Annotated in this window: 25 protein-coding genes and 1 tRNA gene; 23 read left to right on the plus strand and 3 right to left on the minus strand. The window is 63.0% G+C overall.

The genetic code is table 11. The features are described from left to right. From ACV7NN_RS00005 to ACV7NN_RS00115, 23 genes are all read left to right on the plus strand, one after another. Positions 1-1,176, plus strand: a 1,176-nt coding sequence (locus ACV7NN_RS00005; RefSeq protein ID WP_463347554.1) for a hypothetical protein, incomplete at its 5' end; no start/stop codon positions are given. A gap of 10 nt (positions 1,177-1,186) precedes the next feature. Further along, the gene (locus tag ACV7NN_RS00010) at positions 1,187-1,360 is read left to right on the plus strand and encodes a hypothetical protein (RefSeq protein WP_463347555.1); all 174 of its coding nucleotides are present in this window, start codon (positions 1,187-1,189) and stop codon (positions 1,358-1,360) included. After that, the gene (locus tag ACV7NN_RS00015; protein WP_463347556.1) at positions 1,357-2,550 is read left to right on the plus strand and encodes a phage portal protein; all 1,194 of its coding nucleotides are present in this window, start codon (positions 1,357-1,359) and stop codon (positions 2,548-2,550) included. The genes ACV7NN_RS00010 and ACV7NN_RS00015 overlap by 4 nt, the downstream gene beginning before the upstream one ends. Beyond that, positions 2,547-3,305, plus strand: a complete 759-nt coding sequence (locus ACV7NN_RS00020) for an HK97 family phage prohead protease (protein ID WP_463347557.1) — start codon at positions 2,547-2,549, stop codon at positions 3,303-3,305. Before ACV7NN_RS00015 ends, ACV7NN_RS00020 begins: the two co-directional genes overlap by 4 nt. A 142-nt stretch (positions 3,306-3,447) precedes the next feature. Continuing rightward, a complete protein-coding gene (locus tag ACV7NN_RS00025; RefSeq protein ID WP_463347558.1) occupies positions 3,448-4,872 on the plus strand; it encodes a phage major capsid protein in 1,425 nt (474 codons plus the stop codon). 57 nt (positions 4,873-4,929) lie between these two features. Further along, positions 4,930-5,229 carry a hypothetical protein gene (locus tag ACV7NN_RS00030; protein ID WP_463347559.1) on the plus strand — a complete coding sequence of 100 codons (300 nt, stop codon included), beginning with the start codon at positions 4,930-4,932 and terminating at the stop codon, positions 5,227-5,229. Then, positions 5,226-5,801: a hypothetical protein gene (locus tag ACV7NN_RS00035; protein WP_463347560.1), complete on the plus strand. Its 576-nt coding sequence runs from the start codon at positions 5,226-5,228 to the stop codon at positions 5,799-5,801. Before ACV7NN_RS00030 ends, ACV7NN_RS00035 begins: the two co-directional genes overlap by 4 nt. Then, a complete protein-coding gene (locus ACV7NN_RS00040) occupies positions 5,798-6,259 on the plus strand; it encodes a hypothetical protein (protein ID WP_463347561.1) in 462 nt (153 codons plus the stop codon). Before ACV7NN_RS00035 ends, ACV7NN_RS00040 begins: the two co-directional genes overlap by 4 nt. A gap of 9 nt (positions 6,260-6,268) precedes the next feature. Beyond that, positions 6,269-6,535 carry a hypothetical protein gene (locus ACV7NN_RS00045; protein ID WP_463347562.1) on the plus strand — a complete coding sequence of 89 codons (267 nt, stop codon included), beginning with the start codon at positions 6,269-6,271 and terminating at the stop codon, positions 6,533-6,535. Further along, positions 6,532-7,551, plus strand: coding sequence for a phage tail tube protein (locus ACV7NN_RS00050; protein ID WP_463347563.1), 1,020 nt, complete (start codon positions 6,532-6,534; stop codon positions 7,549-7,551). The genes ACV7NN_RS00045 and ACV7NN_RS00050 overlap by 4 nt, the downstream gene beginning before the upstream one ends. Before the next feature lie 14 nt (positions 7,552-7,565). Next, positions 7,566-8,036 (plus strand): hypothetical protein, encoded by a 471-nt coding sequence (locus ACV7NN_RS00055; RefSeq protein WP_463347564.1) that lies wholly within the window; start codon positions 7,566-7,568, stop codon positions 8,034-8,036. Next, entirely contained in the window at positions 8,033-8,431 is a 399-nt protein-coding gene (locus tag ACV7NN_RS00060; RefSeq protein WP_463347565.1) for a hypothetical protein, read from the plus strand. Before ACV7NN_RS00055 ends, ACV7NN_RS00060 begins: the two co-directional genes overlap by 4 nt. Before the next feature lie 186 nt (positions 8,432-8,617). Next, positions 8,618-10,408, plus strand: coding sequence for a phage tail family protein (locus ACV7NN_RS00065; RefSeq protein ID WP_463347566.1), 1,791 nt, complete (start codon positions 8,618-8,620; stop codon positions 10,406-10,408). 12 nt (positions 10,409-10,420) lie between these two features. Next, the gene (locus ACV7NN_RS00070) at positions 10,421-12,532 is read left to right on the plus strand and encodes a hypothetical protein (protein WP_463347567.1); all 2,112 of its coding nucleotides are present in this window, start codon (positions 10,421-10,423) and stop codon (positions 12,530-12,532) included. 9 nt (positions 12,533-12,541) lie between these two features. Beyond that, a complete protein-coding gene (locus ACV7NN_RS00075) occupies positions 12,542-13,042 on the plus strand; it encodes a hypothetical protein (RefSeq protein WP_463347568.1) in 501 nt (166 codons plus the stop codon). A 9-nt stretch (positions 13,043-13,051) separates the two neighbouring features. Next, positions 13,052-14,005, plus strand: coding sequence for a GH25 family lysozyme (locus ACV7NN_RS00080; protein ID WP_463347569.1), 954 nt, complete (start codon positions 13,052-13,054; stop codon positions 14,003-14,005). 27 nt (positions 14,006-14,032) lie between these two features. Next, the gene (locus tag ACV7NN_RS00085; protein WP_463347570.1) at positions 14,033-14,473 is read left to right on the plus strand and encodes a hypothetical protein; all 441 of its coding nucleotides are present in this window, start codon (positions 14,033-14,035) and stop codon (positions 14,471-14,473) included. Then, positions 14,470-14,895 carry a hypothetical protein gene (locus ACV7NN_RS00090; RefSeq protein WP_463347571.1) on the plus strand — a complete coding sequence of 142 codons (426 nt, stop codon included), beginning with the start codon at positions 14,470-14,472 and terminating at the stop codon, positions 14,893-14,895. Before ACV7NN_RS00085 ends, ACV7NN_RS00090 begins: the two co-directional genes overlap by 4 nt. 105 nt (positions 14,896-15,000) lie before the next feature. Next, positions 15,001-15,327, plus strand: coding sequence for a hypothetical protein (locus ACV7NN_RS00095; protein ID WP_463347572.1), 327 nt, complete (start codon positions 15,001-15,003; stop codon positions 15,325-15,327). Further along, positions 15,327-15,953 (plus strand): hypothetical protein, encoded by a 627-nt coding sequence (locus ACV7NN_RS00100; RefSeq protein ID WP_463347573.1) that lies wholly within the window; start codon positions 15,327-15,329, stop codon positions 15,951-15,953. Before ACV7NN_RS00095 ends, ACV7NN_RS00100 begins: the two co-directional genes overlap by 1 nt. 2 nt (positions 15,954-15,955) lie before the next feature. Continuing rightward, entirely contained in the window at positions 15,956-17,023 is a 1,068-nt protein-coding gene (locus ACV7NN_RS00105) for a hypothetical protein (protein ID WP_463347574.1), read from the plus strand. Between the two features lie 16 nt (positions 17,024-17,039). Next, positions 17,040-18,485, plus strand: coding sequence for a hypothetical protein (locus tag ACV7NN_RS00110; protein WP_463347575.1), 1,446 nt, complete (start codon positions 17,040-17,042; stop codon positions 18,483-18,485). Then, on the plus strand, positions 18,482-18,829 hold the full coding sequence (locus ACV7NN_RS00115) for a hypothetical protein (RefSeq protein WP_463347576.1): 348 nt from the start codon (positions 18,482-18,484) through the stop codon (positions 18,827-18,829). The genes ACV7NN_RS00110 and ACV7NN_RS00115 overlap by 4 nt, the downstream gene beginning before the upstream one ends. 52 nt (positions 18,830-18,881) lie before the next feature. Here ACV7NN_RS00115 and ACV7NN_RS00120 read toward each other — a convergent pair whose 3' ends face one another. The 3 genes from ACV7NN_RS00120 to ACV7NN_RS00130 form a co-directional block, all read right to left on the minus strand. Next, positions 18,882-19,256: a DUF2510 domain-containing protein gene (locus tag ACV7NN_RS00120; protein ID WP_463347577.1), complete on the minus strand. Its 375-nt coding sequence runs from the start codon at positions 19,254-19,256 to the stop codon at positions 18,882-18,884. A 32-nt stretch (positions 19,257-19,288) separates the two neighbouring features. After that, positions 19,289-19,362 (minus strand) — tRNA-Arg (locus ACV7NN_RS00125). 15 nt (positions 19,363-19,377) lie between these two features. Continuing rightward, positions 19,378-20,250 carry a tyrosine-type recombinase/integrase gene (locus ACV7NN_RS00130; RefSeq protein ID WP_463347578.1) on the minus strand — a complete coding sequence of 291 codons (873 nt, stop codon included), beginning with the start codon at positions 20,248-20,250 and terminating at the stop codon, positions 19,378-19,380. Positions 20,251-20,469: the final 219 nt, after the last annotated feature.

The following is a 20,469-nucleotide window of genomic DNA, read 5'->3' on the forward strand; positions in this document are numbered from 1 at the left end:
TGGCAGGGCGCCGTCGACATGGCGGAGGGTGTCCCGGATCTGCTGTCGGAGATTCAGGCTGTCGATCGGACGAACGGGAAGAAGGCGTTGCGCCTGGTGTCGGGTTCCCGGTACAAGGTGCAGGCGGCGACGCGGCGCGGTGGTCGTGGTCTGACTGGTGACATGGTGATGCTCGACGAGCTCCGGGAGCATCAGAACTGGGAGGCGTGGTCGGCTGTCACGAAGACGACCAGGACGCGCGCTCTGGCGCAGATCATCGCAGCGTCGAACGCTGGCGACATGACGAGCGTGGTGCTCGCGCATCTGCGGAAGAAGGCGCATCTCGCGCTCGGGGATCCGGATGGGATCAACGGTGACGACGCGCGTGATCTCGACGATGCACTGCTCGACGATTCGCTTGGGATCTTCGAATGGTCTGCAACACCGGACTGTGACATCTGGGATCGTGACGGGTGGGCGCAGTCGAACCCTTCGATGGGGTGGATCCCGTCGATGGAGCGGTCGATCGCTTCGGATGCGTCGAACGACCTCGAGGCTGTGTTCCGCACTGAGGTGCTGTGTCAGTGGGTCGATTTCATGCAGGAGGGTGCGTTCCCTCCGGGCGTGTGGGAGTCGAACCGAGTTCCGGATTCGGTGAGGATCACGGGCCGGCCGGCGATGGCGTTGGATGTGCGCACCGGGACGAAGCAGTCGTTCGCGATCGCTGCGGTCGGTGCTGGCAAGAAGTCGGATGTGCTCGAGCTCGTGCTGTATGAGGCGGGCATGCCGAAGCAGAAGAAGAAGCGGGCGCGACGCTACATCGTGAATAAGACGGTGGCGCTGCTGAAGAAGCACAACCTCGACGAGATCGTGATCGACAAGTTCGGGGAGAACGGGCAACTGATTCGACTGTTCGAGGATGCCGACATCACGGTGCGGCTGTTGGACACGACGGAGATGCGGAACGGGTGCGTCGCGATCACGGATGCACTGATCAACGGTCAGCTGAAGCATCACGGCGACGAGCCGTTGTCGGTGGCCGTGCTCGGTGCAGGGAAGCGGAAGTCGGGTGAGCAGTTCCTGTGGTCGCAGTCTCTGTCGACGACCGACATCGTGTCGTTGCGTGCTGCGACGGCCGCGTACTGGGTTCACGTTGCGGAGCCTGGCGATTACGACCTGATGAGTTCGTTCGGATGAAGGGAACCTCATGCGCGGCTGGGTGAAGAAGATGTTCAGTCGCGGTGTGGTGACCACGGCCGGCGAAGTCATCGGGATCGGCCTGATCACCGTCGGGGTGGCGCTCATCTTCGTGCCTGCGGCGTTCGTGTTCGCGGGGCTCGCTGTCGGGTTCATCAGCTTCTGGAACGGACGTGACGCATGACCATGTTCAAAACCCGAGGGCTGGGTGACACGCCAAACAACCTGATCCCGTCACGCTCGGCTGAGCGCACCGGTTCGGTGAACGTGTCCACGCAGTCAGCGATGCGAGCTTCCGCGGTCTGGGCTGCGATCCGTCTCCGGGCGGATCTTCTGTCGACGCTGCCGCTGAAGGTGTACCGAACCGTGAATGGCATCGACGTCGAGGTGCCGGTGCCGCCTGTCCTGGTCAATCCGGGCGGGGAGGAAGTCGGTCTGCACGAATGGCTGTATTCGACGCAGGTCGACCTCGACCGCGTGGGCAACGCGTTCGGCATCATCTCCGAGCGTGATTCGCTCGGGAATCCGCGGCGCGTGGATCTCGCGGACGCAGGCACCGTCACGGTGGTGCAGGATCCGAAGACGAAGGATTACGTCTATAGGATCGGCCGGAAGACCTATGACAAGGCCGACGTCTGGCACGAGCGGCAGTTCACACAGTCGGGGCTGATCATGGGCCTGTCGCCTGTGATGAACGCGGCGTGGACGATCGGTCAGTATCAGTCGGCCGTCGACTTCGGCCTCGATTGGTTCGCGAACGGGGCTGTTGTCCCGATCGGCACGCTGAAGAACAACGCGCGCACGCTCGGTGCGGGCGTCGCGGAGGAGGCGAAGCGCAGGTTCAAGGCTGCGATCGCCGGCCGGGATCTGTTCGTCACGGGCAACGACTGGGAGTTCTCGCCGTACAACGTGGCGCAGAACGAGTCGCAGTTCCTCGACACGCAGAAGCTCACCGCGACCGACATCGCTCGGTATTTCGGTGTGCCGGCTGACCTGATCGACGTCGCACCCGTGGGTAAGGCTGCGTTGACGTATGCGAACGTCACGCAGCGGAACCTTCAGTTCCTGATCATGAACCTGGGGCCGGCGATCCGTCGTCGCGAGGAGTCATTGTCGAAGTGGCTTCCGGCGCCCCGTTTCGTGCAGTTCGACACGAAGTCGCTGCTGCGCATGGATCCGGACACCCGCAACTCGATGATGCTGGCGCAGGTTGCCGGCTATTCGCGTGCGCCGTCCGAGATCCGGGCGGAAGACAACCTGCCACCGTTCACGCCCGAGCAGATCCAGGAGTTCAAGGATCTCGGGATCGTTCACCAACTCGCGCCGGCAAATCCTGTCGACGCGATTCCTGCCGGATCTGGGGAGAAGCTATGAACACGATCGATTCTCGTGCCGGCGCTGCTGCGGCCGGCACTCTGGGCTCATTCCGGGGGGAGGCGCGCCGTCAGGAGTTTCGCTCTCAGATGCGGGCGTCGACAACGACCATCGACGACAAGGAGTTCGTCGTTCTCGATGGCTATGCGTCCGTGGTGGGCACGCCGTACACCATGTACGACTTCTACGGCGAGTACAACGAGATCATCGCGCCGACGGCGTTCGACGCGACATTGAGCCGTTCCCCGGATGTGAACTTCCTCATCAATCACGCGGGCCTGTCGATGGCTCGCACGACGGCGGGGACGCTCGATCTGTCGGTCGACGCGACGGGGCTGCGCTCGGTCGCTCGCCTGAACCCGCAGCGGTCGGATGTGCAGGATCTCCGGCACGCGATCGATGATGGCGCGCTCGACGAGATGTCGTTCGCGTTCCGCATCGTGAACTTCCAGTGGTCACCGGACTACATGGAGTGCACGATCACGGAGGTCGACCTCGACCGCGGCGATGTGTCGGCGGTGAACCGGGGCGCGAACCCGTACACGTCGATCAGCGCTCGCGCGAAGCAGGCGCTCGACGCGATCGAGCACCTCGAGGGTGAGCCTCTGCGGGTCGCTGCGGCACGCGCTCAGGCGCGTATCGCTGAGGCGGAACGCGCGGCTGTCACTGAACCCGACGTCGAATCTGTCGTCGAGCAGAAGCGGGGTCCGAACATTCGGACGCTGCGGTCGCTGCTCGAACTCGAAGCGCGCTAAGCGCTCCTACTGAACCGCCTCACGGGCATTTCCGCCCGTGGGGTTCTTTGTGCTGCAAAGCCACCAGGACGCCGGATGAGCGCGATGGAAGCCAGATGAGCCGGATGCGTCAGCACGCACCCAACACGAAAGGCAAAATCTGATGGACATTTCGCGTCTTATCGCGAATGCCGAATCGCAGGTTGCGGCTGCTCAGTCCCGGTACGACTCGTACCAGACGGAGCAGCGGAACCTGCTGGACTCGGCATCGGGGGACTCGCTGGACGAAGCGAGCCAGACCCGGTTCGATGAACTGTCGGGGCTGAAGAGGGAGGCCGTCACCGAGATCGATTCTCGGAAGGCGAACCTCGAGCAGCTTCGCAAGGAGAAGGAAGACGACGACCGTCTCTCGCGTGCTGCGGAGGGCTCCAAGCCTGCCGCTGAGCGTGTCGAGCGTGCCGTGGTCACCGACGAGCCGCGCACGTACCGTGCGGACAACGCGTGGGGCCAGTCGTTCTTCCGCGACGCATGGAACGGTGAGCGTGGCGACCGTGAGGCGTCCGCTCGCATCGAGCGGCACATGCGCGAGGCGAAAGCCGAAGGGCAGATCTCGGTTCGCGCCGGCACAACCGGTGGGTTCCAGGGGCTCGTTCCTCCGCAGTACCTGATCGACCAGGCCGCGCTGATCGCGCGTCAGGGCCGGCCGACGGCGAACATCATGCAGCACCTTCCGCTGCCCGATGAGGGCATGTCGCTGATCGTTCCCCGGAACACCACTGGTGTGACGGAGGCCGTTCAGGCGACGGAGAACTCGTCGGTGTCGAACACCGACCAGGTGTGGTCGAACCTGACTGTCCCGGTGATCACGGTCGCCGGTCAGCAGGATCTGTCTCGGCAGACGCTCGAGCGTGCTCAGGGCATCGACCAGCTGGTCTACACCGACCTCGCAGGCGCGTACTCGGTTGCGCTCGACCAGCAGGTGCTCTCGGGCACCGGTTCGTCGGGTCAGGCGCTCGGCATTCTTCAGACGGCCGGCATCAACCAGGCCACCGTCTTCGGGGCGCCTGTGGCCGTGGCGAGCTTCTACCTGAAGCTCGCGGGTCAGCTGAACGCGGTGCAGACGTCGCGGTTCCTGGCACCGGATGTGATCATCATGCACCCGCGTCGGTGGAACTGGCTGGTCGGACAGCTCGACTCGTCGAACCGCCCGCTGCTCGTTCCGAACCCGAACGGGCCGTTCAACGCGCTCGGCGTCTCGGAAGCTCCGGTGGACACTCCGGCGACCATTCCGGTCGGAACGATCATGGGCCTGCCCGTGATCACGGACGCGTCGATCCCGATCAACGTCGGAACCCCGGCGAACGACCAGGTCATCGTCGCTCGGTGGGAAGACCTTCTCCTCTGGGAGAACGGGGACGGTGCGCCGTTCCAGCTCCGGTTCGAGCAGACGCTCGGCAACCAGCTGACCGTGAAGCTCGTCGCGTACAACTACGCGGCGTTCACGGCAGGTCGCTACCCGACAGCCGTCGGTGTCGTCGGTGGCAATGACACCACGGCCGGCAACGGTCTGATCGCTCCGACGTTCTAGTCGCAATGAGGGCCGCATCTCTTCGGGGGTGCGGCCCTTGTCGACGGAAAGGAAATCATGGCAACCGAAGGAAATCCGGCACTGGTCGACGACTGGGTGCAGGAGAACTATGAAGCCATCGTGGCCGATGAGCGGCGCGCGACGACGTATGACCAGATCGCTGAGCACGCGGAGAGCATGGACGATCCGCATCTCGCAGCGTGGGCTCGGAAGCGTGCTGCGGAGTCGGGCAAGAGGGTTTCGCCCGCGAAGTCTCCGGCCGCTGCAAAATCGACCCGGAAGACGCCTGCGAAGGCGCCTGCGAAAGCTCCGGCTAAGCCGCCCGCGAAAACCGATGAGGCGGCCGCGAGCGCATGACCACGATCGCGGGTGGTCTGATAACGCTCGAGTATGCGGCGGAGGGCCTGAACTTCGACGACGTAGGCACGAACGTTCAGTCCACCCGCGATGCCGATCTCTCGGCCTACGTCGTTGCTGCGACGGCGGTGATCGAAGATCTCGTCGGGCCTGTGTTGCAGGTGTCGAAGACCGCGGGGTTCGACGGCGGTGTGACGGCGATCGTGTTGCCTGACATGGCGTCATCGATCACGCAGGTCATCGAGAACGGCACGGTGCTCCCGGTTGGGAACTGGTTCTTCGATCCGATCGGTTCGATCGTGTTCGGGGGAAACCCGGTCTATCCGCGAGTGTTCTACCCCGGCCGACTGGCGGTGCAGATCACCTATGTCACCGGATACCCCGTCGTGCCTCCGGCGCTGCAACTCGCGGCGCGTGAGCTCGTCCGGTTCTGGTGGCAGCAAGGGAAGGCTGCGAACCGGCCGGCATATGGGGATGCGGTCGAGGCCGCTGCCCCGCAAGGCTTCGCCGTTCCGAAGCGTGTCATCGAGTTGTGTCGCGCGTTCACTGGGGCGGCGGTGGGCTTCGCATGAGCAGCATATTCACGGCGGCTCCGGCGCTCACCGATGCGTTCTTCCTCGTCGTGCAGAACATGTTCAAGGATGACCCTCTGGTGCTTGTTTCGGACGGGCATCCGGGCACGAAGACGAATAAGGATCTGATCGTCTTCGTCGATGTCACGTCGAAGCAGTCGATCGCGAACCTGTCAACGAACCGGAGCCGTGAGGAAGTGCTCGAGCAGCACGTGTTCATCTCGTCATACCGGGCGGGTGAGAACTCCGACCGTGTTCCGAAGGCTCGCGTCTACGAACTGCTGGGTCGGATCGAGAACTATGTGCGCACCGTCGACACCACGTTGGGGGGCGCCGTGCGCCAGTGCTTCCTCACGGAGCACGCATCGAAGGGTGCCACGGCTCCCGAGGAGATCGCGAACGGCCGGATGGTCGATTGCTATGCCATTTTCACCGCTGAAGCGCGAATCACGAACTAGGAGACGGTCATGAAATTCCGCAACGTGTCCCCTCAGGGGGATCTGTACCTGACGCTGATCGGTCGTGACGTCGCGTTCGGCGAGGTCATCGAACTGCCTGACCATCTTGGCGAGCAGATCGTCGGGCAGGAAACGAACTGGAAGTGGCTGGACAAGCCAGCACCGAAGAAAGCCGCGCCGAAGGCGAAGGCATCCACGAAGGCGCCGGCACCTGTCGCGCCTGCACCTGTCGCGGCACCCGTCGCGCCGGCACCGACTGAAGGGGGCGACCAGTGACCACGCAGCAGGATTCCAGTCTCGGGATCAAGAAGGAAACGACCTATGGCACGGTCGTGACCCCCGATCACTTCTACGAGTATCTGAACGAAGACTTCGACTGGATGCCGCAGTTCACGGACGCGCAGGGCATGCGTGTCGGCCGTGTCGTGAAGGCTGCTGACAGGCGTGTCGAGACGAAGGAAGAGTCGTCGGGTTCGGTGGAGCTCGAGCTGTTCGGGAAGGGCCTCGGTGCACTGTTCGAGGCGGCGCTGGGCACGGCCGTTTCGACTGTGATCACAGGCGCTGCTTTCCAGCAGCTGTTCACCCCGACGACTTCGGACTTCCTGCCGTCGTACACCATCCAGGTGGGTATTCCTCCGCTCGGCGGTGGTGCTGCGACTCCGCAGACCTATGCGGGGTGTGTGTGCTCGGGCTTCGATCTCTCGGCGAAGAACGCGGCGATCCCGACGGCGAAGTTCCATTTCCTCGGCAAGTCGGTCGACACGTCGACCGCGCTGACGGCACCGAGCTATCCGACAGCGAATCCGCTGTTCTCATTCGTGAACGGGTCGATCATCTCGGGCGCGATCACTCCGCCGACGACGACAGCGCTCGCGACGGGTGGTTCCGCTGTGGCGGACATCCGCGACTTCGCGTTCACGTGGTCGAACGGGCTCGACTCGAACGGGTTCAACTTCGGCTCGAACGGTCAGCGCACTCGGAAGCCGGCGCTCGGTGACCGCTCCGGTTCGGGGACGATCACGGCTGAGTTCGACACGACCACGTTGCGGGATGCGTGGAAGTCGCAGACGGATCTCGGCATGGTGCTCACGTTCGCGACGACGACCGCGATCACAGGTGCGAACTTCCCGACGATCCAGTTCGTGTTCCCTGACATCCGGCTCGACGGCGAGATGCCGAAGCCGAACTCCGGGGACGTGATCACTCAGTCGATCCCGTTCACCCTGCTCGACAACCGTGTGACCGCCTCGGCGTTCTACATCGCGATCGTCACCGCTGAGACGGCGATCTGATGGCGCGTGGGGGTGTGGAGCTTCGGGTCGACATCTCCGATTGGAAAGCGTTCGCGGGACGTGTGCGCGCGTTTCAGCCGAAGCTTCTGACGAGGTTGCGTGCGGAACTTCGTGGTGTCGGTCAGGTCGCTGTCGAAGCCGTGAAGAAAGAGCTCTCGGAGCCGACCCCGGAGGGTAATCCTTCGGGGCCGGGCCGGGAGGCGCTCATCGCGGGCACTCGTGCTCAGGTGTCGTTCGCTGCTCGTGGTGCTGGGGTGAAGATCATCACCTCTGGGAAGGATCTGTCGGCCGCGCATGCGGCGCTGCTGAAGATCTACAACCTGGGGTCGTTTCGGCACCCTGTTTTCGGCACTTCCACGTGGGTGGAAGAACAAGGCCATCCCTATTTTGCTGAAGCGATCGAAAAGGTCGTAGGGCCTGTGATGGTCAGCGCTGTGAACGTGGCGCTCGATGAGGCGATCGCAGCTATCGGAGGACGACTGTGAGACTCAACATCGACGGCAAGAGCTACGACGAGATCCTCGACGTATTCGGGGGCGCCGAACTGGGTGACCTGCGTGACCTGAAGCGTCGGCTCGACATCAACGTGAAGACGATGAAGGCGGCGATCGACTGGTCGTTCGCGCAGCTTCAGGTGGAGGGTTTCGATCCCGTCGATTTGCTCGACAACGACGACTTCCTTCAGAACATGATCGGCGTCATCTGGCTGTCGAAGCGTAAGGCCGGCGAAGACGTGAGCATCGACCAGGCCGAGCGTGTCTCGTTCGGTTCGTTTCACTGGGAGTTCGACGAAGAGCCGGATGAGGAGGCAGCTGATGCTGCCCCAAAAGAGGTCCCGGCTCCCGTAAAGCCGCCCACCAAGAAGCCGAAGAGTTCCTGATCGAAGACGTTGAGGCGTCGGTCTTCGAGTACCTGCCGGCATTGCAGAAGGTGCTGCCGGGGTGCGGGATCACCGTTTTCAACGTGTGGTCGGTCACCTATGAGTGGTGGCACATCTACACGTCGATCGTCGAGAAGGCGATCGAGTCGGCGAAGCATCCAGCACCGGAAGTGAGGCGAACACATCGTGGCTGAGAAGTCTCTCACGTTCAACATTTTCGGCCGGGATGTGTCCGGGTCGAAGGCGATGGGCGAGTTCCAGGCCAAAGCGTCGAAGCATGTCTCCACGCTCGTGAAGGATCTCGCGGGGCTCGCGCTCGGGTACTTCGGTGTCACCTCGGCGATCACGTTCGGGAAGGCTGCTGTCGAGGCTGCTGCGGCCGCAGAGTCTGCGAACGCGAAACTGTCGGTCGCGTTGCAGAACACGCACTCGAAGCTGACCGTGAATTCGGATGCGATCGCGAAGCAGAAGGAGCATCTGGCCGGCTACGGGTTCACGGGCGCACAGGTGACCGATGCGCTCGCCGTGATGACAACGGGCATGGGGTCTTCGACGAAGGCGCTCGGCGCGCTTCAGTTGGCGGCGGATCTCGCGAAGTATAAGAACCTGGATCTGTCAGCGGCTGGCCTGCTGGTGACGAAGGCTTATGAGGGCCAGCTGAAGCCGATTCGTGCTCTGGGCATCGATCTTCCGGTGTATGCGGGTAACGCGCAGGCTGTGGCGCTCGCGAACAAGAAGGTCGCAGATGCACAGCAGAGGGTGAACGATCTGCTCGCGAAATACCCTGGGGCGGCGGATACGGCGTCGAAGCATCATGCGGAGTATGAGGCGGCGGTGAAGAAGGTCGCTGACGCTCAGGCTGTGGCGAACGAGAAGTCGTCGGCTGGGCAGAAGGTCGTCGACACGCTCTCGCAGAAGCTCTCCGGTCAGGCGGCGAAGTCCTCTGAGACGTATGCGGGCAAGTGGGCTGCTGTGGGTGCGAGGTGGGATGAGATCCAGGTGAAGGCCGGGAAGGTGTTGCTGCCGGCGCTCACTGGGATCTCGGACTATCTGAACTCGACGCTGCTGCCGGCGCTCGACAAGTTGGCGAACTCGAAGAGCGGTGACGACTTTCTGAAGAACCTCGGGGCTGGTTCCAAGTCGACGAGTGGGGGACCGTTCTCGGGGCCGGCGTGGGCTCACGGCTGGGATCAGATGATGGGCAAGTTCGGGAACGGCTGGAACGAGTTGATGGGGAAATTCGGGAACGGCTGGTCGCAGATGATGGGCAAGTTCGGTAACGGCTGGAATCAGATTGTCGGGAAGTTCGGCAACGGGTGGTCGCAGCTGATGGGGAAATTCGGGAACGGCTGGAACGAACTGATGGGCCGCATGTCGTTCACCGGCTGGAATCAGTTGATGGGCCGGATCGGGGCGATGTGGAACCAGGGCATGGGGAAATTCGGCAACGGATGGACCCAGTTGATGGGCAAGTTCGGTAACGGCTGGTCGCAGCTGATGGGGAAGCTCGGCAACGGGTGGAACCAGATCGCGGGTGCGTTCTCGCACGGGTGGTCGCAGCTGATGGGCAAGTTCGCGAACGGCTGGAATGAGTTCGTGGGGTTCATCTCCGGGCATCCGTTGCACGCATCCGGGAATGTCACCTGGTCGAATGTGACTCCTCCGGCACCGTCTGGCGGCGGTGGGGGGAGCTACCACATGACCAAGTCTGCGACAGGCAACATCTTCCGGGCACGATCTGGTGGTCACATCACACAAGTCGCTGAGGCTGGCTCGGATGAGGCGGTCATCCCGTTGAGCCGGCAGGCTCTGGCGGCGTATGGGCTCGGCGGTGGCGGCACGACTGAGGTGCATTTGCATCTTGCGGGCCAGTTCTTCGGCACTCCACGCGAGTTCCAGAAGGCGGTCTATTCGGCGCTCGTCGACGGCACGAAGCTCGGCGCTATCCCGCGTCGAGCGTTCCCGAACATCACATAGAGGAGGGCCCCGATGCCGCGCATTACGACCAATCAGATCGCAATGGGCATCGGGGCCTCCGGTGCGATGGTGGATGTCAGTTCGTATGCGTCTCTCGGGCAGGCACTGTCTTACAGCTGGGGGCGTGACGACGAGTTCCGTGACGTGACGCCGATGTCGTTGACGTTCACGCTCGACAACTACGACGGCCGGTTCACCCCCGGTAACCCGAACTCGCCACTGGCGACGACGGTCACCGAGGGGATGCCGGTGTCGTGGAAGCTCGGGACGCGTCTCGTCTCGGGGGCGATCCTGTCGATCGCGCCGGCTTTCCCTGGCGCGCAGTCGGCGTGGGCTCAGGTGCAGATCACCGTCGATGACATGCTCGGCAACGCGTCGCGGAAGAACCAGACGGACATCGCGGACGACATCAGCGTCGCGGCTGGTCAGTTGGCGTTCTGGTCGATGGATGGTGACGCGAACACGCAGTATGCGATGGAGAACACCTCGAGCGGCCTGGGCGGTCTGACGGTGTACACGACGTCAACTCCGAACGCGAATCCGGTGGTGCTGTTCGGGATGCCTTCCGTGCCGGGTGTGCCGGGTGCGATGATGCGGCTCCAGGCTGACGCTGAGATCAACTATTTGTCATCGCAGGTGACTCGGGTAACGAATCTGGCCTATTCGCAGGCATCGCTCGGGTTCTGGGGTTTCTGGGTGGTGCCGAACGCGTACACGGAGGGTGAGCTCGACGTGAGCTTGTCGGGCCTGTCTGATTTCATCCGTGTGGAGATCAGATCGTCGAGTGTCGTCTTATACCCGGGCACCGCATCCGTAATCACATACTCTCCGGCGGTGTTGACAGCATGGCGGGGGAAACCGCATTTCGTTTCGTGGGGTGCGACGACCACCTTCGGTGCTGGCGTCTGGACGATCAACGTGACGTTGTATGTGGATGGCGTCGCGATCGGGAGCCGAAATTACACCCAGACGGGCGGTTCGGTGACGTCGTTGACGAACGCTAACCGGCAGCCGACCGAGGTTCGGTTCTCTGCCGGTGACGGGGTCAATACCGGGATGAACCTTGTTGTGTCGCGGCTGTCGCACACTCTAGCGCTCTCACGTGAGGACATGGCGCAGAGCACGACCGAAGCGACTCGACTGTTCGCGTTGGATGCGATCGTGCCGGAGATCGTCTTCGACACGCTCCCGGCTGATCTTTCCGACAGGCCGTTGGGGTTCGCGTCGTCGAGTGGGGCGGTCCTCGACTCGATCAACGATGTGATGCGCACTGAGCAGGGCTACGTGTACACGAAAACGTCGGGGACGCTGCTGGCACCCGTGCAGAAGGTCGAGGTGAGGTCCCGGCAGCGGCCGGCGACGGTGACTGCTTCGTTCGATGTGGAGCGGGAATTGTACGACGCTCCGGATTTCGTGCGCGATGTGACGAACATGGTGTCGTCCGACACTGTGGCGGGCAGCGACAACACGGTGATCGTGTCGGATGCGACGATCACGAGCCGCGCCGGATCCGGGTCGGCGACGGACACGGTCCTGAACTATTGGCCGGCTGATCTGACGGCGTGGGGGCAGGATCGTCTGATCCGTGGGAAGAACGTGAATCTCCGGGTTGCGTCGATCACTGTTGACGCGATGAACACACCGACTGACCGGTCGGCGGATCTTCTCGGATTGAACCCGGGGGATCGTGTTCAGATAACGAACCTGCCGGTCGCGCAGCTCGGATTCGCGACATGGGATGGGTGGCTGATCGGGGCGAAGGAAACACATTCGCTGACAAACCATCTCTTCCAGATGTTCTTCGCTCCGGTGCTGGCGGGGACGCCGGCCGTGTTCGACACTGACCGGTTCGGCGGGTCTGGGGAGCTCTTCCTGAACGGCAGCATCACGTCAGCCAACACGACATTGTCGGTTGGTTCTCAGGGGTCGTCGCTCCTTTCGACGACTGACCTGCCGTACACGATCATCATCGATTCGGAGCAGATGACGGTGACCGCGTGTGCTGCCCCGGTTAGCAGCTTCCAGGCGGTGACGGTGACCCGGCATGTGAACGGGACCACCGCGGCAGCGCATTCGAATCTCGCCATCATCGACATCCCCTCGCCGGGGATCTTCGCGTTCTAAGGAGTCCCGTTGAGTATTTCGCTCACTCGAGCCGCTGTCGGCGCGAAGATCACAGCCGCAGAGTTCAACGCGCTGGTCGATTCGATCCTGCTTCCTCCGATCGTCAGGTTGACGACATCGGTCGCGCAGTCGACGTCGGCCACGCCTGGTCTGGGCGTGATGATGCAGTGGAATCAGGAAACCTACGACGACTCGGGCATGCACGACAACGTGACCAACAACTCACGGGTCACGATCCCGGCTGGTTGGGGTGGCTACTACGACGTGCGGGCGAGCGTGCGAACCGCAACTGGCGCGAACACGACGACGGCGCAGTTCGGAGTCAACGGCACCCTGATTCCGGCTTCGTCGTTCGTCGGGACGGAGAACGTGGCGCCGACGTGCCCGATCTTCGACACCTACCTGCTGAGCGCAGGCGATTACGTCGAGGTGAACGTGTCGAACACGGCAGCTTCGCAGGCTCTCGTCGTCGCGAACTGCTTCTTCACCGCGAAGTTCGTTCACCCGTAAGGAGTCGTGATGACTGTCATCGATCTTTCGAAGTATCAGGGGCTGGTCACCGTTTCGACGTTCCAGTCGTGGAAGGCCGCTGGTGTGACCCGCGTGATCCTGAAGATCGGCGGTTCGGATTCGGGCCGCTACGAGGATTCGAAGTTCGCGCAGAACCTGGCGAATGCGAACTCGGCCGGGATGCCGACGGACGGCTACTGGTTCAACGGAACCTTGGATCCGGTCGCGGATGCGGATTTCGCGCATTCGGTCGCTCCGGCGCGGATGCGGATCTGGTGGGATGTCGAGAACGAAGGCTCGATGCCGCATTGGGGTGATGCGAGCCTGAACGCTGCTGCACGTCGAGGGGTGGCTCTGGGGCACCCGGCCGGCGCGTACATGTCGAGCTCGGTCACCTTCCAGGGGTGGCCGTTGTCGCACTGGATGCCGTTGTGGGTGGCGAACTATTCGGCGTCGTCGGTGCCTGCGGTGGGGTCTGGTTGGAAGGCCGTGCTCTGGCAGTACACGTCGACCGGGCATGTCCCGAATTACGGCGGCTACATCGACATCTCTCTGGTTCAGCAGGGTTTCGCTGACCTCTCGTCATCTCCCATCAACAACCTTGGAGGGCTTCTCATGCCTGCACTGCTCACCCACCCGACGAATAAGAGCGTCGGCTTCCTCGGGGACAACGGTCTGTTCGACGTGATCTCCGACTCGAACGAGATGAATGCGCTCGTCGCGACGGGGATCGTGAAGGAATCGACCCTGACCACGGCTTACATCTGGGATCTGCTCGTGAAGCGCTCGGCGCGTCTGCGTGCGGCCGACAATCCGTCGGTGACTGCGGACCCGCAGGCGATCGCGGATGCTGTGGTCGCGAAGCTGCCGGCCGGTCAGGTCGAACCGGTGGATCCGGCCGTGCTGAAGGCTGCGGTCATCGCCGGCATCGAGTCCGTTTCGTTCACGGTCAGCGTGAAGTAGGCGCCTCGACGCGAAGGAGGCACCACGATGCGTAAGTCCTGGCAACGATTCATCGACTCGTTCGTCTTCAAACCGCCGGCCGCGGAACCCGTGATCGTCGATAAGTCGCTGTCACGGTTCATCGCGGTGTCCTATTTGCTGCTGTTCCTCTGGGGCGTCACGTCGGTCATCGGCTCCGCGCCGGCCGTCGCGCAGACGGCGGGGCACGTGGTCGGGTTCATCTGGTCGATCGTGATCACCGTCATCTGCGGTGTGACGTTCCTCGGGGCTGCGTTCAACCGGCGTCAGGTCGAGATGTACGCGCTCGCGGCGCTGATCGGGGTGATCGCGATCTACCCGATCGCGGTCCTGATTCTCGTCTCAGCGGATCTCGCGCACCTGTCGAGTCTGTTCCTTGCAGGCTATGTGCTGGCGCTCCCGATCTGGCGGCTGAGGTTCCTTCTGCGGAAGGAGCGTAGGGCGCCGTGACGAACTGGCAAATCGCGATCGTCACGATCGTCCTATCCGTTGCAGGCGGGCCGTTCTTCGCCTGGCTGTTCACCCGGAAGCGGGATGCGCAGAACGTGCGCATCCGAGAGTTCACCTCGGAGACTGCACGTTTCGAGGTGCTCTTCACGGCGCAGTCCGACCGGATCGATGACCTCGAAGGTCAGGTCCGGAAGATGAAGAGGCGTCTCGACGAGAAGGACAGGGAAGCTGCGATGTTGCGCAGCGAGAACGAAACTCTCCGCACCGAGCTCTCGAACGTGAAGGCCGCGGTGCGTCGGTATTTCGTGCAGGTGCGGAAGGCGTGGGGCACGAGCGGTTCGATGCCGCTGCCTCTCGCGGAAGACGTGCACATGCTCGAGATTCCGATCCCATCACCACCGAACACTGAGAACGAAGGATAAAGGGACTCATCCCGATCCGACGATCCGGAATCTGAACAACCGTGTGCGCGGCGTCGAGCGGCGCATGTACTCCATCGAACAAAGAAAGAAGAAGGAAGAACTGACATGTTCGCATTTCTCGGGGAACTGTTTCCGGCGAAGAACCGGAGAGCTGCTCTCGTCGCGTTTATCCGCACGTTCTGGCAGGCGGTGATGGGTTCGTCGGTCGTGGCGACCATCGGCGGTTCGCTGGCGACCGCTGCGGGGATCGCGCACATCAACTGGTCCGATCTCGGCTGGGCTCTGCTCGGCGTGCTCGCGGTCGGTGCACTGTCCGGGCTGAAGTCGGGCGGGAACATTCTGGTCAACGGTCTGCCGGCGTCGTATCAGGCGCTCGCGGTCGCGGCGATTCCCGAGGCAATCGTGGCGCCTGCTGATTCGGAGGTGAAGTGATGTCGGTAACCGGCACGTTCTATCGGAATGCTTTCGCGAAGGCGTTCAACAAGGAGATCGACTTCGACTCCGACTCCATCAAGGTGATGCTGTGCACGAGCTCGTACACGCCGAACCTCGACACCGATGCGTACAAGTCGGCGCTGACCAATGAGGTGTCTGGGACCGGGTATACGGCAGGCGGCGCGACGCTCGCATCGGCGACGATCACCTACACGGCTGCGAACTCCTACGGCACGTCTCGGGCGAACACGACCGCGTACACGGTCGGGCAGATCGTGCGGCCGGCGACGGGCAACGGGTTCCTGTACCAGTGTTCGACGGCTGGCACGTCGGGCGGCTCAGTTCCGACCTATCCGACGGTGGTCGGGCAGACGGTCACGGATGGCACCGTCACGTGGACGTGTGTCGGCTCCGGGTATCTCATGCTCGACGGCGCTGATTCGTCGTGGTCGGCTTCGACGATCACTGCCCGCTACGCGGTGATCTACGATTCGACTCCGGCGACGGATGCGACGAGGCCGCTGATCGCGCTGGTCAACTTCGGTGCTGATCTGTCCTCGACGGCGGGAACGTTCCTGATCACGTGGGATCCGTCGGGGATTGCGTACGTGCTGATCGCCTGATCATGATCAAGGTCACGGCGTCGAAGGTGAAGAACCGGGCGACCGTCGAGCCGGGTCGACCGTCGGGGTCTGGGTTCTTCCCATACGAGACTCTGACGGCCGGCTTGACGGTGTCCGCACAGTCCAACCATGTGCCGGTCGCGACTCCGCAGAACCAGGTGACTTATCTCCCGGGGATCTTCTCATTCGTGGACTTTCAGGACGCGAACGCAGGAAACGGGTTCGGCTTCGGCGGGTATTTCCAGCCGCAGGTCGGCGGCATGTGGGGGTCGGGTGTCGACCAGACGATCTTCGAGATGACACCGATGACCTCGACCCGGGCGTCGGAGGTGCCCGCTCAGGGGACGTTGCTGACGAACAACTTCGCGCTGATCCGCGCAGGCGGTGACGGCTCGCACGTGCGGGCGACGGAGTTCGGACAGTTCACCGTCCGCGGCACCGATCAGGGGATGTTCTACAACGGCTTCATGGTCTATTACGTGACCAACGGGCTGATGCAGGACGTGAAGATCATCGGCATCCCTGGTAACGCGTCCGTGCAGCCTGGGGAGACGTTCGGGAACAACGACTATCACACCTCCGGGATGACATATCGGCGGGTCGAGATGGACGGCCGCGATTATCAGACCGGGGTGATGGTCGGAGCTTCCGGCTTCGGTGGGAATCAAGGGTCGAACGTGACCCTGATCGACTGCTATTCGCACCATATGGGCTACTCGGCCGGATTCACCTGCAACACGTACACCGACATCACCTACACGAATTGCGTCGCAACCGACGTCGCGAAGATGGGCTACAACTTCGAACGCGTCGGCGGCACCGTCAACATGACGGGGTGCACGTCGCTCCGCTGCGGGACGTCGCACATCTCGATCGCGTCGGATACGACGAACGCGGTCTACAACATCGTCGATCCGATCTTCGACGGGTCGGTGCTGCAAGTGCGGGTGGGTGGATTCAACGGGGGCGCGCGCACGCAGGATCCGAACAACATTCACTTCACGATCGGCGGCGTCAACTTCTCCGGGACGGCACGCCCGGATCTGGCGAACGTGGTGGTCACCGGCTGAAAAGGGAGGTGCGCAGGTGGCTGTCACTGAGTTGCTGTGCTCCACATCCAATCCGGCGAATGGGACGGCTGCGTCGACCGGTAACACCGGGTTCGTGGCGCTTTCGACCGCAGCTGGTGGGTCAAAGACCTTCGATAGCACGGTTGGGATCAACTCGAACACGGGTGTCGCGGTCGTCGATGCGGCGGGCGTGAACCAGTGGCGCACGCCTACCTTCACGGCGACGCTCGTCGCGGAGCTCACGTTCACTCTGAAGACGCCAGCATCGAACCCGGCCGCTGCGGTGACATATGCGAACGCGCGCAACTCGGGTGGTGTGTCGTTTCGTCTGCAATGGTCGAGCACTGGCGCGCTCTGGTTCGGGGATAACGCTTCGGGTGCGCACACGATCCTCTCTGCTGGAACGCTGTCGCTCGGGACGAACTATACGATCCAGGCGAACTTCACGGTCGCGACTTCCACGACCGGTGTCGTCAATGTGATCGTGCTCGATTCGTCGGGAACGCAGGTCGGTTCGACCTTCAGCTTCACGGGTAACCTGGGCACCGCGTCGATCCAGCAGTGGGATTTCGACCAGGATGCGATCGCTGGCTCATATGGGATCTCGGAGATCCGATATGACCCGACGACTGCGGCCGGGTTCCTGGCGCCATGGAGTCCGTCCGTAGGCGTGTCCGTCAACGCTGTTCCGGCCGGCGCATCAGCTGGTGTGGTGTCACCTACGGTCACGGCCGATGGTGTCGTCTCAGGGTCGACGGTTCCGGGTGCTCGTGCTGGGGTGCCTGCTCCGACGGTATCGGCGGGTGTGACTGTTGCGGCGGTGCCTGCGGGGGCGCGTGCGGGTGCTGTTGCGCCGGTTGTGTCGACTGCCGGGAGCGTCACGGCGGTTGCGGTGCCGGCTGGTGCTATGGCTGGGGCTGTCGCACCGACTGCGACGGCTGAGACGGTCGTCTCGGGAACGGGTGTTGCTGGCGCGCTCGCTGGGGCTTCTGCTCCGGCCGTGTCTGCTGGGGTGACGGTGTTCGCGGTACCGGCCGGTGCAGTTGCTGGGGCTGTCAGCCCGGTTGTGTCTGCTGCGGCGACGGCATCCGCGGTTCCTGCTTCAGCAAGCGCTGGGGCGCCGTCTCCGGCCGTTTCGACGGCTGGGAATGTCTCCGTCAGCGCAGCACCTGCGGGAGCCTATGCGGGGGCGTCTGCGCCTGCTGTGTCCGCGCAACGGAATCTGACTGTGTTCGCGGTCGCGGCGGGTGCGTTCGCTGGGGTGCCTGCCCCGTCGATCTCGGCTCAGCGGAATCTGACGGTGTTCGCGGTCGCGGGCGGTTCGTCGGCGGGCTGCGCGGCGCCGTTGGTCAGGATATTGGGTGGCTACCGTGATCTGACCCTGTGGGGGGCACCGCAGCCGAATCGTTGGGCTGCGAGCTCGAGGCCGAATCGTTGGGCGAGCATTCCGGAGGAATCATGACATCGACCATCTTCGTATCGCTCGGGATGAAGCGGCTCGTCGGCGGGACTGTGACAGAGATAACCGGGAAGGACATCTCTGCCGACACGATCACGATCGCGCTCGGCACGTCACCGACGACACCCCCGTCGTCGGGATGGGTGGCACCTACGGTGAACACGCCTGGTCCGGGTGTGCCGTTGCCGAATGAGTGGGGTGTGGCGATTCCTGCTGTTGCGCAGCGGGTGCTGCTGCTGCTCGTCGACTCGAGCACACCGGTCGGCACCTATCATGTGTGGGCGAACGTTCCGGATAATCCGGAGATCGAACCTGTCTGGTTGCAGGGACCGATCACTGTTGCATAGTAAGAGCCCCGGCTCACCTTCTTCGGAGGGTGCGCCGGGGCTCTTCGTGCGTTTAAGAGAGGGTGCTGCCCCAGAGGAGGATCATGACGAGTGAGACGATCGCGAGTGGACCCCAGATGATCATGGCGACGATCGATGATGCTCTGGACTCGTTCTTCCGGCTGAGGCCGATCGACGCGAGGATGACACCGACGAACGTCGCGAGGCCGACGAAGATCGTGAGTCCCGTGAAGATCGTGATCGCCATCACTGCGAGGGGCGCGACGATCGCGGCGAACCCGAAGTAGCTCGGCCGTCGTTTCGTCCGCGCCTTCGGGGGTGCTGGCATGCCGAGCGTTTGTGTCCACTGGTGGCCGTCCCACCATCGCAGGTTTCCGTGTCCGTCGTCGAACCAACCTGCTTGTATTTCGTTTTGAGCGTCGCTCATGGGTGTCATGATATTCCCGATTTCTTGCGGAGTGCCCCCGGCGCGACTCGAACGCGCAACCTGCGGATTAGAAGGCCGCTGCTCTATCCCATTGAGCTACGAGGGCAACCGCACTAGGTTACTACGCTGCCCGTCTCCGGTTGGAGTGGGCAGGCATTGGAACGATGGGGAGACGCTCGAAACCCTCGCGCATCTCCTCGGGGTCGACGAGCCGGTAACCGGCTGTCGTGGTCATCGACTCGTGGCGCATGTTCTTCTGAACGATGAACGGGTCGACGCCAGCGCGCGACTGCAAAGTCGCGGTGGACGCTCTCAGGTCGTGTGGCCGGTGGCCGTCGATTCCGGCTCGACGGATCGCCTGAGAGAGGATCGTCGAGACACTGTTGGACAGGATGTGTCCTTTGCCGGCTGCGTAGAGGCGGTTCGCTTTCCAGTTCGGGAACCAGTGCGCGTCGCGCGGCATGGTCTGGGCGATTGTCCACATCTCAGCGTTGATCGGGAGGAACGCGGTCTTCGCACCCTTGCCGAAGACTTTCACCGTCCGGTTGTCCCAGTCGATGTCGGAGCCGTGCATCTTCGCGATCTCGTGCACGCGCAGTCCGAGGTAGTAGTGCAGGGCGATCATGACGCGTGTGCGCCGGTAGGTGCCGGCTGTGACGACGCGGCGGATCTCCTCGGCTGTGAGGGGTGTCGGGGTGCGTCGTCGGGCTTTCACGTGGGGGAGGCGGGCAGCTGGGTTGTCGGTGCGATAGTCCTCGTCCTGCAACCAGGTGAAGATCGTGTGGAGCGCGGAACGGTAGTGCTGGCGGGTGGTGTTGCTCCACCCTTGGGTGCCTAGGAACTCGATGAGTTCGAACCGGGTGACGCTGACCATCGGGCCGACGTGCTCTTCGATGTATTTCCAGAAGCGCCGACGTTCGCGGATGGTGGTTTCGGTGAGATCTTCGGCTCGCATGTAGGCGGTCCAGTGTCTCAGAGGGTCGGAATCGGTCATCGTTGATCTCCCTAATGATCTGATGAGGGGGGTGATGCTCGAAACCTATCTCGGGGGTGATCCGACTCGTAATCCCGGGAACGGGGGAGTAGACAGTTGCGCACTTGCGTGCACGTTGACAGTTGCGCGGTTGAGAGGCTAGGCGATGTGGGGGTTCTTGGAGTGGGGATGGCGAACGGAGAAGAGCGGGGTGACGTTCGAACTTGCGAGCTCATAATC

It is taken from the genome of Leifsonia sp. Ger2509 (assembly GCF_055231915.1).

What these genes read in the sequence shown, in the direction of transcription:
- ACV7NN_RS00010 (WP_463347555.1), top strand. Translation starts at nt 1,187, where the DNA reads ATGCGCGGCTGGGTGAAGAAGATGTTCAGTCGCGGTGTGGTGACCACG.
- ACV7NN_RS00015 (WP_463347556.1), top strand. Translation starts at nt 1,357, where the DNA reads ATGACCATGTTCAAAACCCGAGGGCTGGGTGACACGCCAAACAACCTG.
- ACV7NN_RS00020 (WP_463347557.1), top strand. Translation starts at nt 2,547, where the DNA reads ATGAACACGATCGATTCTCGTGCCGGCGCTGCTGCGGCCGGCACTCTG.
- ACV7NN_RS00025 (WP_463347558.1), top strand. Translation starts at nt 3,448, where the DNA reads ATGGACATTTCGCGTCTTATCGCGAATGCCGAATCGCAGGTTGCGGCT.
- ACV7NN_RS00030 (WP_463347559.1), top strand. Translation starts at nt 4,930, where the DNA reads ATGGCAACCGAAGGAAATCCGGCACTGGTCGACGACTGGGTGCAGGAG.
- ACV7NN_RS00035 (WP_463347560.1), top strand. Translation starts at nt 5,226, where the DNA reads ATGACCACGATCGCGGGTGGTCTGATAACGCTCGAGTATGCGGCGGAG.
- ACV7NN_RS00040 (WP_463347561.1), top strand. Translation starts at nt 5,798, where the DNA reads ATGAGCAGCATATTCACGGCGGCTCCGGCGCTCACCGATGCGTTCTTC.
- ACV7NN_RS00045 (WP_463347562.1), top strand. Translation starts at nt 6,269, where the DNA reads ATGAAATTCCGCAACGTGTCCCCTCAGGGGGATCTGTACCTGACGCTG.
- ACV7NN_RS00070 (WP_463347567.1), top strand. Translation starts at nt 10,421, where the DNA reads ATGCCGCGCATTACGACCAATCAGATCGCAATGGGCATCGGGGCCTCC.
- ACV7NN_RS00080 (WP_463347569.1), top strand. Translation starts at nt 13,052, where the DNA reads ATGACTGTCATCGATCTTTCGAAGTATCAGGGGCTGGTCACCGTTTCG.
- ACV7NN_RS00085 (WP_463347570.1), top strand. Translation starts at nt 14,033, where the DNA reads ATGCGTAAGTCCTGGCAACGATTCATCGACTCGTTCGTCTTCAAACCG.
- ACV7NN_RS00095 (WP_463347572.1), top strand. Translation starts at nt 15,001, where the DNA reads ATGTTCGCATTTCTCGGGGAACTGTTTCCGGCGAAGAACCGGAGAGCT.
- ACV7NN_RS00100 (WP_463347573.1), top strand. Translation starts at nt 15,327, where the DNA reads ATGTCGGTAACCGGCACGTTCTATCGGAATGCTTTCGCGAAGGCGTTC.
- ACV7NN_RS00105 (WP_463347574.1), top strand. Translation starts at nt 15,956, where the DNA reads ATGATCAAGGTCACGGCGTCGAAGGTGAAGAACCGGGCGACCGTCGAG.
- ACV7NN_RS00115 (WP_463347576.1), top strand. Translation starts at nt 18,482, where the DNA reads ATGACATCGACCATCTTCGTATCGCTCGGGATGAAGCGGCTCGTCGGC.
- ACV7NN_RS00120 (WP_463347577.1), bottom strand. Translation starts at nt 19,256, where the DNA reads ATGAGCGACGCTCAAAACGAAATACAAGCAGGTTGGTTCGACGACGGA.
- ACV7NN_RS00130 (WP_463347578.1), bottom strand. Translation starts at nt 20,250, where the DNA reads ATGACCGATTCCGACCCTCTGAGACACTGGACCGCCTACATGCGAGCC.